Annotated in this window: 12 protein-coding genes; 8 read left to right on the forward strand and 4 right to left on the reverse strand. The window is 58.3% G+C overall.

Going from position 1 to position 13,604, the window contains the following annotated elements; translation table 11 throughout:
- Nucleotides 1-12: 12 nt before the first annotated feature.
- Nucleotides 13-903 carry a polyphosphate kinase 2 gene (ppk2, locus tag BM352_RS10145; RefSeq protein WP_245780963.1) on the reverse strand — a complete coding sequence of 297 codons (891 nt, stop codon included), beginning with the start codon at nt 901-903 and terminating at the stop codon, nt 13-15.
- 168 nt (nt 904-1,071) lie between these two features.
- Between ppk2 and BM352_RS10150 the strand changes: the two genes are divergently transcribed.
- The 5 genes from BM352_RS10150 to ccmI all read left to right on the forward strand — a co-directional run bounded on the left by BM352_RS10150 (nt 1,072) and on the right by ccmI (nt 6,177).
- On the forward strand, nt 1,072-1,920 hold the full coding sequence (locus BM352_RS10150; RefSeq protein WP_090216290.1) for a DMT family transporter: 849 nt from the start codon (nt 1,072-1,074) through the stop codon (nt 1,918-1,920).
- Between the two features lie 112 nt (nt 1,921-2,032).
- Nucleotides 2,033-4,018 carry a heme lyase CcmF/NrfE family subunit gene (locus tag BM352_RS10155; protein ID WP_090216293.1) on the forward strand — a complete coding sequence of 662 codons (1,986 nt, stop codon included), beginning with the start codon at nt 2,033-2,035 and terminating at the stop codon, nt 4,016-4,018.
- Between the two features lie 4 nt (nt 4,019-4,022).
- Nucleotides 4,023-4,565, forward strand: coding sequence for a DsbE family thiol:disulfide interchange protein (locus BM352_RS10160; protein ID WP_090216297.1), 543 nt, complete (start codon nt 4,023-4,025; stop codon nt 4,563-4,565).
- Nucleotides 4,562-5,029, forward strand: a complete 468-nt coding sequence (locus tag BM352_RS10165; RefSeq protein ID WP_090216299.1) for a cytochrome c-type biogenesis protein — start codon at nt 4,562-4,564, stop codon at nt 5,027-5,029. The genes BM352_RS10160 and BM352_RS10165 overlap by 4 nt, the downstream gene beginning before the upstream one ends.
- Complete coding sequence (gene ccmI, locus BM352_RS10170; protein WP_090216302.1) at nt 5,026-6,177, forward strand: c-type cytochrome biogenesis protein CcmI; 1,152 nt, start codon at nt 5,026-5,028, stop codon at nt 6,175-6,177. The genes BM352_RS10165 and ccmI overlap by 4 nt, the downstream gene beginning before the upstream one ends.
- Here the strand turns inward: ccmI and BM352_RS10175 are convergent.
- Entirely contained in the window at nt 6,174-8,216 is a 2,043-nt protein-coding gene (locus BM352_RS10175) for a protein-disulfide reductase DsbD family protein (RefSeq protein WP_090216305.1), read from the reverse strand. The two genes, ccmI and BM352_RS10175, sit on opposite strands and share 4 nt — an antisense overlap.
- Nucleotides 8,217-8,359: 143 nt before the next feature.
- Between BM352_RS10175 and BM352_RS10180 the strand changes: the two genes are divergently transcribed.
- The 3 genes from BM352_RS10180 to BM352_RS10190 all read left to right on the forward strand — a co-directional run bounded on the left by BM352_RS10180 (nt 8,360) and on the right by BM352_RS10190 (nt 10,835).
- Entirely contained in the window at nt 8,360-9,085 is a 726-nt protein-coding gene (locus BM352_RS10180; RefSeq protein WP_090216308.1) for a DsbA family protein, read from the forward strand.
- A 101-nt stretch (nt 9,086-9,186) separates the two neighbouring features.
- Nucleotides 9,187-10,173, forward strand: a complete 987-nt coding sequence (locus BM352_RS10185) for a type I glyceraldehyde-3-phosphate dehydrogenase (protein WP_090216313.1) — start codon at nt 9,187-9,189, stop codon at nt 10,171-10,173.
- 68 nt (nt 10,174-10,241) lie between these two features.
- Nucleotides 10,242-10,835 carry a L,D-transpeptidase gene (locus BM352_RS10190; protein WP_090216317.1) on the forward strand — a complete coding sequence of 198 codons (594 nt, stop codon included), beginning with the start codon at nt 10,242-10,244 and terminating at the stop codon, nt 10,833-10,835.
- A gap of 51 nt (nt 10,836-10,886) precedes the next feature.
- On the opposite strand, the gene BM352_RS10195 is transcribed toward BM352_RS10190, so the two are convergent.
- On the reverse strand, nt 10,887-12,164 hold the full coding sequence (locus tag BM352_RS10195) for a hypothetical protein (protein ID WP_139229817.1): 1,278 nt from the start codon (nt 12,162-12,164) through the stop codon (nt 10,887-10,889).
- 73 nt (nt 12,165-12,237) lie between these two features.
- Nucleotides 12,238-13,596 (reverse strand): phosphohexomutase domain-containing protein, encoded by a 1,359-nt coding sequence (locus BM352_RS10200; protein WP_090216323.1) that lies wholly within the window; start codon nt 13,594-13,596, stop codon nt 12,238-12,240.
- Nucleotides 13,597-13,604 lie beyond the last annotated feature (8 nt).

The following is a 13,604-nucleotide window of genomic DNA, read 5'->3' on the forward strand; positions in this document are numbered from 1 at the left end:
CAAGCTTGGGAGCTATCCCTTGCGGTTCGCCGGATGAAGCGAATTTGCCAGAATATGATCTGAATCGTGCACCACGGCTTCCGCCTGATGGTAGATTTTCGGGTCAGGTCGTGAGGCCACGCTTTCATCCTTGTCGGGATAATCTAGCTGCCAGAGGAAATGCTTCATGCAGGTTAGTCGGGCCCGCTTCTTGTCATTGGAGCGGATGACGGTCCAAGGCGCATCTGCGGTGTCGGTGTAGAAGAACATCGCTTCCTTGGCTTCTGTGTAGTCCTCCCACTTGTCCAAGCTGGCGCGGTCGATGGGCGATAGCTTCCAACGTTTCAACGGATCCGTCTCACGAGAGGCGAAGCGACGCTTCTGTTCTTCTTGCGTGACAGAGAACCAGTATTTGAAAAGCCGAATGCCGCTGCGCACTAGCATCCGTTCGAACTCGGGCGTTTGGCGCATAAATTCCAGATACTCGGTCGGGGCGCAGAAGTTCATGACACGCTCGACGCCCGCGCGGTTGTACCAAGACCGGTCATACAGGACCATCTCGCCCGATGTGGGCAAGTGTTTGATGTAGCGTTGGAAAAACCACTGACCGCGTTCTTCATCGCTCGGCTTGTTCAACGCAACCACCCGTGCTGCACGAGGGTTCAGGTGCTCTGTAAAGCGTTTGATCGTGCCGCCCTTGCCGGCAGCGTCGCGCCCTTCAAAGAGCAGAACAAATTTCTGATCGGTTTCCTGCACCCAATGCTGGACCTTGAGCAATTCCACTTGCAGCGCCGCTTTTTCTTTTTCGTAAGTGTCGCGATTTAGCTTCTCGGCATAGGGGTATTCCCCTTGCTCAAATCCTGTAATGGTCTCAGATTTCGTTTTCGCCTTAGCTGGTGTGGTTTTTGCTTTTGAACCGGTCATAGGAGCCTTCAATTTAGTGGATGAAATGGGATGCTGGATGAGCGTCTTTTGCCTAGCAATGACGCGCGCGTGTCGCATTGATGTGGATCAATCACAGCAATCTAACCGCGCCTTGTGTTGCCACGGATACGGCTTGTCGCCATTGCGGCAGCGGCCTAGCGTGGCCTGATGGAACCACTGGTCTTTTTCGCCGTTCTTGCGGCAGCTCTCTTGCACGCCGTTTGGAACGCTTTGGTGAAAGGCGGTAAGGACAAGCGCTTGAATATGGCGGGTGTGGTGATCGGCCATTTGCCGATTGCGGTGCCGATGCTGGCTTTCGTGCCCGCACCAGATCCTGCGGCTTATCCATACCTGATCGCAGGAATGGCACTGCATTTTGGCTACCAGTGGTTTTTGCTCGGGTCCTACAAGATTGGTGATCTGACCCAAGTTTACCCCATCGCGCGCGGCGTCGCTCCGTTGCTTGTGGCGGCCGTCTCAGTATTGGGTCTTGGCGTTGATCTTTCCGGTATGGAGATTCTGGCTGTTGTCACAATTGCTGCAGGCATCCTAAGCATTTCGCTTGTCCGTGGGGCGGACGGGCTGCGCAATGGGAAGGCGACGGTTATGGCGCTGACAACAGGATGCTTCATTGCATCCTATTCCCTTGTCGACGGGATGGGCGCGCGCGTCGCAGGTACGGCACTTGGCTACTACGCATGGCTTGGCATCGCAAATTCGCTGATTTTCATAGTCTTTATGGCGGCCACCACACCACAAGTGCTCCGCGATTTGCCGACCAAGGGGCTGAAGGTATTCTTTGTCGGGGGCGCGGCCTCATTCATTGCCTACAGTCTGGTAATGTGGGCCTTCACCAAATCCCCGATCGCCTTGGTAACGGCACTTCGCGAAACTTCTATCATCTTCGCCCTGCTGATCGGGGTGTTGCTCATGAACGAGCGGTTGAGCCTTGGAAAGGTGCTATCGACCATGATCACTCTTATCGGGGTCATTTTGCTGCGGGCGTCGCGCAACTGAGGCTCCAGATAGCCAGATCGTGATCGAACGGGTCAACGCGTCGCGCCCCGATCGCTTGACCTTGCCTTGCGCTTGGCCCCATCTAGGTAAAACCGTCAAAACAGGCTGTCTCATGATCCCAGAACTCGGACAATTCGCCCTTTCATTGGCTCTGATCGCCGCACTCGTGCAGAGCGTGTTGCCAATGATGGGCGCCGCACGGGGCAATACGCTTTGGATGCGGTCCGCCCAAGCCAGCTCCTTGGTGCAGTTCGCTTTGATTGCAGCGGCCTTTGCGGCACTAATGCGCAGCTACATCGTTTCAGATTTCACGGTCCTGAACGTGGTCAACAACTCCCACTCCCTGAAGCCGCTGATCTACAAGATCGCCGGAACATGGGGCAATCACGAGGGATCGTTGCTGTTATGGGTGTTCATTCTCGCGGGGTTCGGCGCGGCAGTGGCGTTCTTTGGACGCAACATCCCGGAGGCTTTGAAAGCCCGCACCCTGTCTGTTCAGGCTTGGATTTCAGTTGGCTTCATCAGCTTCATGCTGTTCACGTCCAACCCCTTCACGCGTGTCTTTCCGCCGCCGTTAAATGGCGAGGACCTGAACCCGCTGCTCCAAGATATCGGTCTCGCGATCCATCCTCCGCTGCTTTATGTCGGCTATGTGGGCTTTTCGATCGTGTTCTCCTTCGCTGTGGCGGCGCTAATCGAAGGTCGTGTGGACCCTGCTTGGGCCCGCTGGGTGCGCCCTTGGACTTTGGCCGCCTGGACCTCGCTGACCGCAGGTATCGGCCTTGGGTCGTGGTGGGCCTATTACGAGCTTGGTTGGGGTGGATGGTGGTTCTGGGATCCGGTCGAGAACGTATCGTTCATGCCATGGTTGTTGGGCACAGCGTTGCTACATTCAGCGATAGTGACCGAGAAGCGTGACACGTTCAAAAGCTGGACGATCCTACTGGCAATTCTGACCTTCTCCTTGTCGCTGCTTGGCACGTTCATCGTGCGCTCCGGCCTGCTGACGTCGGTCCACGCCTTTGCGGTCGATCCGGAACGCGGTATCTACATTCTTGGCCTGTTAGGCGTCTCTATCGGTGGCTCGCTCGCGCTGTTCGCATGGCGCGCGCCCTCAATGGAAGGTGGCGGTCTATTTGCGCCGATCTCGCGAGAGGCGGGATTGTTGATCAACAACCTTCTCTTGGCGACAGCGACCGCAACTGTTCTGTTTGGAACGCTTTACCCGTTGTTCCTCGAAGCTGTCACAGGCGACAAGATTTCCGTCGGCCCGCCATTTTTCAACGCTGGGTTCATTCCAATCACCTTGCCGCTGCTTGTGGTCATGGGGGTAGGGCCGTTCTTGTCATGGAAGCGCGCTGATCTGGCGGGGGTTTTGTCGCGCCTGAAACTGGCTCTGGCCTTGGCCGTAATTGCAGCGCTTGTGGTCTGGTATGTCTCGACCGGTGGTCCGGTTCTTGCGGTTTTGGCAATGGGTATCGCGGTTTGGTTGATCGTCGCCACCGCGCAGGAGTGGATCAAACGGGTTAAGCTGTTCCAGCCTGGTGCCATGGCGCGCATCCGTCGCCAGCCGCGTGCGTCGCACGGAATGACGCTGGCCCATATCGGGATCGCGATCTTGGTTATGGGCGCCACGGGGTCTTCGGCCTGGAAGGAAGATATCGTGACCTTCGCCAGCCCCGGCACCAAGGTTGAGATCGCAGGCTTTGAGCTGACCTTCGAGAACATCGAGCGCCAGCAGGGCCCGAACTACATCGCAGACATTGCGACGCTGAACGTGACGCATGACGGGGATTTCGTGACCAAGCTCTATCCAGAGCGACGCTTCTATCCTGCGGCGGGGTCCACAACGACGGAAAGCTCTATCCGCCAAACTCTGGCAGGAGACTTGTACACCTCCATCGCAGAACCGGCGGCAGAGGGGGCAAAGGGTCAGTGGACGTTGCGTGTACTCTACGAACCTTTGGTGAACTTCCTCTGGATCGGCACTGTGTTCCTCGTGATCGGCGGCGGTATGTCCTTGTCGGATCGCAGGCTTCGCATCGGCGCCCCGCGCAAAGCCAAAGCAGCGCCTCTTGGCGCAACGCCAGCGGAGTAGGTAGATGAAACGACTGCTTTTCGCGCTGCCCCTTGTGGTAGCTTTGATCATTGGCGGATTTGCCATTTGGGGGCTGTCCGGCGGGCGGGACCCCTCGGCATTGCCGTCTGTTCTGATCTCTCAGCCCGTCCCACCGCTTGATCTAGAGCCCATCGCGGGCGTTGACCGTCCCGGCCTGACGACGGCCGACATCACCAAGATGGATGGCATCAAGCTGCTCAATGTCTTTGCGTCTTGGTGTGCACCGTGTCGGGCAGAGCATCCCAACCTGACCCGCCTTGGGCAGGAGGAGGGGGTGACCCTGATCGGCATCAACTACAAGGACAAGCCTGAGGCCGCCGCCAAGTGGCTGGACGAGTTGGGCAACCCCTATGAGGCGCTGGGCTCCGATTATTCGGGGCGTGGTGGCATTGATCTAGGAATATCCGGCGTGCCAGAGACTTTCATCATCGACGAGGACGGCATCATCCGCCACAGGTTTGCCGGCCCTGTTGTCGGGGACGGTTTGCGTCGATTTACCGAGGCCTTGAACGAGGTGCGCAAATGATCCGGGCCGCACTTCTGGCGCTGGCCATGCTCGCCAGCCCTGCCTTGGCAGTAGAGCCTGATGAGGTTCTGGCTGATCCCGCCCTCGAAGAACGTGCGCGCGCGATATCGGCAAATGTGCGTTGTGTGGTGTGCCAGAACGAACCGATCGACAGCTCGAATGCAGGTGTTGCCCGCGACTTGCGGGTGCTGATCCGCGAGCGGTTGGTTGCAGGTGACACGGATCAGGAAATCTATGACTTCCTCGTGCTGCGCTACGGGGATTTCGTGTTGTTCAATCCGCCCTTCAAGCCCTCGACCTATGCGTTGTGGCTTGGGCCTTTCGCAATTCTGCTAATCGGCGGCGTAGCTGTTGCCGTTTCGCTGGCGCGCCGTCCGCGCAAGCCAGCTTCAAAAGATAGCCAGCTGAGCGCCGAGGAAGAAACTGCCTTGGCCAAGCTGATGGAAGAGGACACGACTACATGATCTTTTGGGTCTCCGCTGCGGCGCTGGCAATGTTGACGATGCTTGCGTTTCTCTGGCCGCTCTTACGTGGCAACGAAGGTGCATTGGACCGCGCTGACAGCGCCATCGCGATCTTCCGTGACCAGTTGGGCGAAGTGGATCGTGATGAAGAACGCGGCATCATTTCAGGGGCCGAGGCCAACGCCGCCCGCACTGAGATCAAGCGCCGGATGATTGCAGCTGACAAAGGTCGCGGCCCAGCAAGCGCGGGCGGTGGTGCGGGCAAGGGCGTGTTGATGGCGTTCGCATTGGCGACACCGATCGCAGGTGCGGCTCTGTACATGCAACTTGGCGCGCCGGGCATCCCGTCCGTTCCTTTCGCGGAGCGCGCAGCGGAACAGGCGGAAGACGAGAACCTCAACAAGCTGACCGCGCAACTTAAATCTAAGCTGGAAAGCGAGCCCAACGGCGGCGAAACCCGCGGCTGGGAGCTTCTGGCGACGACCTACGCGAATATGGGCCGTTACGCTGATTCCGCTTCTGCCTATTCGCGAATTGTGGAGCGGGAGGGCGCAACATCGTCCACATGGTCCCAATATGCCGAGGCTCTGATCTCTGCCGAGAACGGCACGGTGACCAAACCCGCAGCCAATGCGATTGAGCGTGCAATCGCACTCGACCCGATGAACCCCGCAGGAACCTATTATCGCGCGGTTGCATGGGATCAGGCAGGGCGCACCGAGGAGGCGCGCCAATCGCTTATCGATCGTCTGGCTCTGGAAACCGCGCCAACAGAATGGATGCCGTTCTACCTGCGCGAGATTAACCGTATGGGGTCCATGCTCGGGCTTGATCCCGTGCCCGCGCCTGACTTCCCTGACGCGCCCCGTGGCCCGTCTGCTGCTGATGTGGCTGCTGCGTCGGAAATGTCCGCAGAAGACCGTCAGGACTTCGTACGTACAATGGTTGGCAATCTGGCAGAACGGATGAAAGAAGAGCCGGAAAACCTTCAAGGCTGGCTGCAGCTCGCCCGCGCGTATGGGGTTCTTGGCGAAACCGAAAACGCCCGCGCTGCCTATGAAAGTGCCAAGAAGCTGACTGATGCCTTCCCTGAAGACGACCCACGCCGGATCACCGTTGAGCAGGGGTTGGCCGCCCTCGGCAACTAAAGCCGCGCGGCGCCTAGCGCGTTCAACACCGCGTCTTTGGTCAGAAACTCTGGCAGCATGATCCCGCTCGGCGCATCAGGCCCGTAGACGATGTTGAACGGGATTCCAAACCGCCCATTGCGCTGGAGAAAAGCCAGAATATCGGGGTTCTGCTGTGTCCAGTCCGCACGCATGGCTGTCACGCCATCACTCGATAGAAGTCCCGCCACAGGGTCGCGGTCAAGCACGCTGGCTTTGTTCGCTTTGCAGGTCAGGCACCACGCGGCGGTCACGTCGACAAAGACAACTTCCCCGTCCGCGACGGCCGCTGCAATCGCGCGTTCGTCAAACACGGCCCAATTTGCAGCGTTCACGATAGCCTGTGGGACAGGGCGCAACGCGACTGGTACCAGAATGGCAGCCAGAACCAATGTTATTGGGGCAAAGCGCAAAACACCCTTGCCGCCAATCTGCAAGGCGACGATCGCCGCGACGACGAAGCCGAAAACTCCCGAAACGACGGCCCACCCCGCGACTGTCAGCAGGACCGAACCGAGCCAGAGCGCTGTGACCGCCAGTAAAGCCGCCATGACCCACTTGACCCGTATCATCCACTGGCCGGGCTTGGGCAGTGCTTGTACCAAGGACGGGCGCAAGGCGACGGCGAGATAAGGCGCCGCCAGCCCGACTCCAAGAGCCGTGAAAATTACCATCGCTTCAAACCCGCTTCCGGCCAGTGCAAAGGTTACAGCAGTGCCAAGGAACGGAGCAGAACAGGGGGTCGCCAGAACGGCGGCAAGGGCACCCGTCGCGAAATCTCCCAACAGACCAGAGCCGTGCTCCATGCGCGCAATCGACGTATTCAGTTTCTGGGGCAAGGTGATCTCGAAAAGGCCAGCCATGTTGGCCGCGAAAACGGCGATCAGCGTGATCATCAGGCCAAGGAAGACGGGGTTCTGGAACTGAACGCCCCAGCCCACCTGACCGCCTCCCGTGCGAATGGCCAACAGCACGCCCGCCAGTGACCACATGAACACCAGCACACCAAGGGCTGATACCACAAACCCCGCTCGAATACGTGCTGCTGACTGATCGCTGGACTTCAATGCGGATGCGAACTTCACCGCAAGAACCGGAAGCACGCAGGGCATGATGTTCAAGATCAGCCCACCCAACAAAGCGATCAATGCGATGGACCAAAGTGCGGTCGCTCCACCTGAAGTCGTAAAGGCCGTGTCGCTAAGCGTGCCCGGCTGGAACGTCGCTGCCCGTTTGCCATCGGTCAGGGTGATCTCAAAAATCTCGGAGCTTGCAGGAAAGGACAAAACAGGCAGGGAGGCGACGAGTGATTTACGATCGTCCCCAAAGCTGAAAGTTGGCGCGCCAAAGGCCGCATCACTGCCCATATTGGCGAAAATCTGAAGATCTTGGCCGAAGCGCGTGTCGCTGGCCACTGCCACCTGCAGTTCCGATTGGTCGGTGGCAATCCAATGCTGCGCGTCACGCAGTCCAGCGTCGGCCAATGCACCGGGCACTTTAGCGGCAGCATCCGCGATCATCGCCGCAGCCGCGCCGTCGATCCCGCCAGTGCCTCCAAGCAACGTCACCGACAAGTTGAACATCTCTGGGATGCAAAGCTCGGCGCAAACAAGCACATTCGCGGACACGTTCAAAACAGTCGCGCCACCCGCTTGGTCCAAATCGACGCGAATCGGAAATGTGACTTCTTTGGCATAACCATAGTTCTCGATGTCGAACGCTTCAAAACGCGTCGGCGCGGGAAACAGCAGTTCTGTGCTGGCAATGTTGGATGAGGCGTCCCAATTCAGCTCGGGCGGATAACCCACAGCACCCGGTGCCTGCCAATAGGTCTTCCACCCGTCCGCGAGCTGAATTTGGAGCGCCGCCGACAATGTGCCTGCTTCCGGCGTAACGCCGTTCTCTGCCGTTATAAGCCGTGCGGTCATCCTGTCGCTTTGATACGCGAGGGAGCTTGCCGCGAAGGCGGGTGTCGAAGCTACAGAGAGCCAAATCACGAGAAGGGATGCAAGAAATCTCATGACAGTGTTGGTCCACTGGTGGCCTGCTAAAGGCAAGTGTTTTTGGCGAAATGTCACCGCCTCGTGATGAGCATGTGTTTGACAATCCCCTCACAGGACATCACGGTCTCGAAACCTTATATTCGCCGCCAAGGAGCGCTTCGATGATCCGTTTTACCACCTCAACCGCCCTTGCGCTTTGCCTTGCCGCAACATCTGTGTCCGCCGAAGATATGACCCGTGACCAGATGCAGGAACTGGTTCTGGAGACCATCCGCGAAAATCCCGAGATTATCATGGAAGCGCTGCAAACACTGCAGAACCGCGAAGAGCAGGCTAAAGCGGATCAAGCTCAAGCCATGCTGATCGCCAATCGCGATGCTTTGGAGCGTGACCCGAACGCGCCCGTTATGGGAAACCCTGACGGCGACGTCACCGTAGTTGAGTTCTTTGACTACAATTGCGGCTATTGCCGCCGCGTTTTCGGCGATGTTGAGGCGTTGATGGAGGAAGACAGCAATGTCCGCGTTGTTATGCGCGAATGGCCAATCCTTGGCGAAGAAAGCGTTTACGCGGCGCGCGCTGCTTTGGCGTCGCGTGCGCAGGGCAAGTACGCTGAGTTCCACAACGCGCTGATGGAAAATTCCGGCCGTGCGAATGAAGCCAGCGTGATGAGCATCGCCGGCAAACTTGGAATGGACTTGGAGCAACTCAAGCGTGACATGGACGCGCCGGAGGTTGCGGCTCACATTCAAACCAGCATGCAATTGACGCAGGCCTTGGGCCTGAACGGCACGCCAGCTTTCATCTTCGGTGATCAACTCGTGCCCGGCGCGATTGAGCTTGAACAGATGAAAGAGCTTGTTGCCATGACCCGCGACGCGGGCTGATCCAACTCTACACCCCTTAACTTTTGTGCTTTCCTTCGGATTTTGGAAGGGCCTAGTGTCGGGCAAATCGGAATGATGCGTGACGCGGAAAGGGCGGGCTCATGGCGAAGATTGCCATCAACGGACTGGGGCGCATAGGGCGCTCTATTTTGCGGCTTCTAACCACCACCAAGGCGGGCGAGGGGTTCGAAATTGCAGCCCTGAACGACATCGCTCGCCCCGAGCTTTGCGCCTATCTGCTCAAACATGACAGCGTCTTTGGCCAGTTCCCTGGCGAGATTGGGTATGATGATCACTCCCTAACGATCAACGGCGTGCGATATCCACTGACCGACAGCCCCGACCTGTCAGTGGTTGATCTGAACAGCGTCGATCTGCTTCTCGAATGCACCGGAAAAGCGACGACGCGCGAGTTTGCGGAACGGGGGCTCGTTGCAGGGGCGGGGCGTGTTTTGATCTCGGGGCCATGCCCGACGGCAGATCAAACGGTCGTGCTGGGGGCGAATGACGATGCCTTGGGTGATCAGAAGATTATCTCTTGCGCCTCATGCACGACTAACGCCTTGGCCCCCTTGGCGCGTGTGATTGACGACGCGTTCGGGCTGATGACGGCACACATGACGACCATCCACTGCTACACGGGGTCGCAGCCAACGGTGGACGCGCCGCGCGGTGATCTGGTGCGTTCGCGTGCCGCTGCGTTATCAATGGTGCCCACGACAACTTCGGCAGGGCAGCTCACCGATCTTGTTCTGCCAGTTCTGGCAGGCCGCATTTTCGCGACCTCGGTACGTGTTCCGACCGCTTCGGTTTCGGCCATCGACATGAGCTTTCAGGCGCAACGACCTTTCACAGAAAAGAAAATCAACGAAGTATTGCTCGCGGCGAAGGGCGCTATCATTGGTGTGACAGAGGAACCTTTGGTGTCCTCGGATCTGCGCGCCCGTTCGGAAAGCATCGTCATGGCCCTTCCAGAAACGCATGTGACGCAGTCGGGCGGCATGGCGCGGGTGTTTGGCTGGTATGACAATGAGTGGGGCTTTTCCAACCGCATGATCGATCTGGCCCGCCAAATGACACAGATGTGAGTTTATGCTTCCTGCGCGAAATGGTAATCCCCTGACAAATCGAAACAAGAGCCGAAGGCCCTGAACCTATGAGCATCAAACAATCGCGTCGCCTATTTCTCACGACGGCGTCCGCAGCGCTGGCGACACCTGCGCTTTTGCGCGCCCAGAACATCGAAACCCCCGTTGATGAAATTGGCGTGCCGCAAACGCCGCAAGGGGTGCGCCGCAACGCCTCCAGCTTCCAATATCAGCAGTGGCAGGATCATTTCGACACGTTGGGTGTCGCAACCGTCGTTGCCGACACCACTTCGCGCGCGTTGCATTACTGGAGCGCCGATGGCTCGGATTACCGCGTGTTCGCGACGTCGGTGCCGCGTCGCGAAGATCTGACCAAGCGTGGCTATACCAAAGTTGTCCGTAAGAAAGTCGGTCCTGACTGGACGCCGACCGTGTCGATGATCAAAGAAGACCCAGATCTAAAATACATGCCTCCTGGCCCCGGTAACCCGCTGGGCACCCACGCGATGTATCTCGACTGGCCTGCCTACCTGATTCACGGCACGCATGACACGCGTAAGATCGGGCGTCGCTCGTCTTCGGGCTGTATCGGTCTGTATAATGAAAAGATCGCTGAATTGTTCGAGCTTTGCCCTGTCGGCACTCAGGTTCGCGTAATTTAAGGTTGCTTCAGCGTCCGAGCGCGGCAACGCGCTTGGCGCCGCACCAAAGCGCTAGTTTAAACGCCGAAGACCTAAGAATAGGGCTTCGACTTTATCGGTCGCGCTTGACCAGTGCCTGATGTCTTCGACTGGCAGGAAAAATGCATACTGGGCCGCTCCGGCATTCACAGTCGCAAAGCAGTCGCGGTTTGCAAACGCCCCCCGAAGACACTCAAGTATAACCTGCCGACCTGTGACTTGATCAGTTCCCGCAAATATCAAACGCGTTCCCGACAACAGCGCTTCAATGTCGAGCTCTGCAGCTGACGGCATGTCAGTCAGTGGCTTGGCGTCATCTGGCATGTCCCACGCTGTGGCGCTTTCCCGGATCTCAAGCCGCTCGAAGAACTCGGGCAGGGTCCCGACTGGTCCGGTGACCAATGAACTCCGGATCGATAGCATACGGGGAAAGGCTTTCGGCTCCATCTCAGGCGGGATCAGATATTCTGTTGACCCGACGATGAAGGCATCCGGTGATACCCATCCTTGCGTGAGGGCGTCGGCAAAATCTACGCGGGGTAAACAGGGGGTGAGATCGCCGCGATCACCTTCAACAAACCTTTGCTGCCGAATGGACCAATTTGCCCGAAACGGCGCGCCACCTTGCACCTGAAGTCCCAGATGCGGGTTATGCCCCCCTTTGTGCATCGCGAAGAACCCAAGCTGTGCCGCGGACGCAATCGGCGCGGCCGATGGGGGTGACGCAAGGCACCACGGTGCGCCGTCTGCCAAATTTTCTGCGCTTTCAAGGATGCGTGTCGGCTGCAAAGAGCCGACCAACGACACGCCGATGATGGCGGCGCTGACAGTCACACCAAAGGCCCTGATTAGCCAGGGGCCAAGCAACAACGCGCCCAAAGCAGCCAAGAGAGCGATCAGAATTATGAACAAATCCAAGCTCCGACCAAGCGCGCTGTCGGCGAAAGCAAATGCCAGACCTATGGCGCAAGCAAGGCCCGCCGCACTGCCAGCAAATCCAACGCTGATTACATCCAGCAGATGTCGCCACCGCTTATCCGGCCCCAGCAATGCCCTTTGCGTGAGTTGGCCCCTTGCTCCGGCAACTGCAATGCGAAGCCCCAAGCCTAAGGCAACGCCGATGATGAGCAAGAAGAGGATTATCACGCCAATGGCGTAGCCAAGTCCTTGATCAGACCAGTGGACAGGACCAGCCAGAAATCCGGCAGCGATGAATGCGGTGACGGAAAGCAAAGCGCAACGCCACATCAAGAACAGGGGCAGAAATGGCGAGAGCACGGCCAAAGCCGCGAAGGCAAACATTAGTTGCATCGCCATCCCTGCGATCATGCGCCTGTCCCACTCAAGCAGCACCCGTTCCGGATTGGCTTAGGGTCCGCATTGCTCAGGCGTTCTGAATGAGTTCGCTGATCTCGGCGACCTTCTGCGCCAGCAACGCGCGGTCACCACGGGTTTCAACATTCAGCCGCAAAAGCGCTTCGGTGTTCGATTGCCGCAAGTTCACCCGCCAGTCCCCATAGTCCAGCGATAGCCCGTCCAGCCGATCCACGGCTTTCGCTCCCGGCAAATACGTCGCCTCGAACGCGTCGATCGCAGGCTGTTTGTCATCAAGCTTGAAATTGATCTCCCCGGAGGACGGGAAGCGTGCCTGCATGTCAGCAACCAGTTCTGACAGTTTCTTGCCCGTAGCACTCATGTGCTCGATCAACAAAATCCACGGGATCATACCGCTGTCGCAATACATGAACTCGCGGAAATAGTGGTGGGCGGACATCTCGCCGCCATAGACCGCATCAACTTCGCGCATCTTCGCTTTGATGTGGCTGTGACCGGATTGCGATGCGACAGCTTCGCCACCGCCTGTGCCAACCAAATCCAACAGCGCCCAAATCACGCGCGGGTCATGAATGATCTTTGCACCGGCGTGTTTTCCGAGAAACGCACTCGCAAGCAGACCCACGACATATTCGCCGTCAATGAACGCACCCGTTTCGTCAAAGAAGAAGCAACGGTCGAAATCGCCATCCCAAGCGACGCCCAAATCCGCACCTTCTGCCAGCACGCGCTGACCAGTTTGCGCGCGGTTCTCTTCCAGCAGGGGGTTTGGGATTCCATTAGGAAAGCCGCTATCCGGCGCGTGGTGTTGGCGTACAAATTCGACTGGTGCATCCAGCTTGGCGGCGACGGCGTCAAAGCTGGGGCCGGCGACCCCGTTGCCGGAATTGACGACCACCTTCATCGGACGCCAAGTGGACGTATTGGCAAAGCTGACCACTCGGTCGGCATAGGCATCGCGTGGGTCCCGCGCCTGCAAGCGTCCGCGTTCTTTTGCAGGGCCAAAATTACCGGCCTCCACCAGAGCTTGGATCTCGCCCAAACCATCCGCCGACGAGATCGGCCGCGAGCCCGCCCGCACCATTTTGATCCCGTTATAGTCAATCGGATTGTGCGAGGCCGTGACCATCAACCCGCCACCTGCCTCAAAGTGGGACGTGGCGAAATACACTTCTTCCGTGCCGCACAGGCCAATGTCGATCACATCGACGCCTTCGTCGCGCAGCCCTTCCGCCAATTGACCTGCCAGTGCTTTGGAGGTCGGGCGAATGTCATATCCGATCACAACCGACCCCGGATCAATAGAGCGCGCAAAACCGCGCCCGATGCCGTAGCAAATTTCTTCGTTCAGCTCGTCGCCTAATCGGCCACGCACGTCATAGCTCTTAAAGCAGGTCAGGGTCGTCATGATGTCAC

Origin of the sequence: Litoreibacter janthinus (assembly GCF_900111945.1) — a bacterium.
Taxonomy (GTDB): domain Bacteria; phylum Pseudomonadota; class Alphaproteobacteria; order Rhodobacterales; family Rhodobacteraceae; genus Litoreibacter; species Litoreibacter janthinus.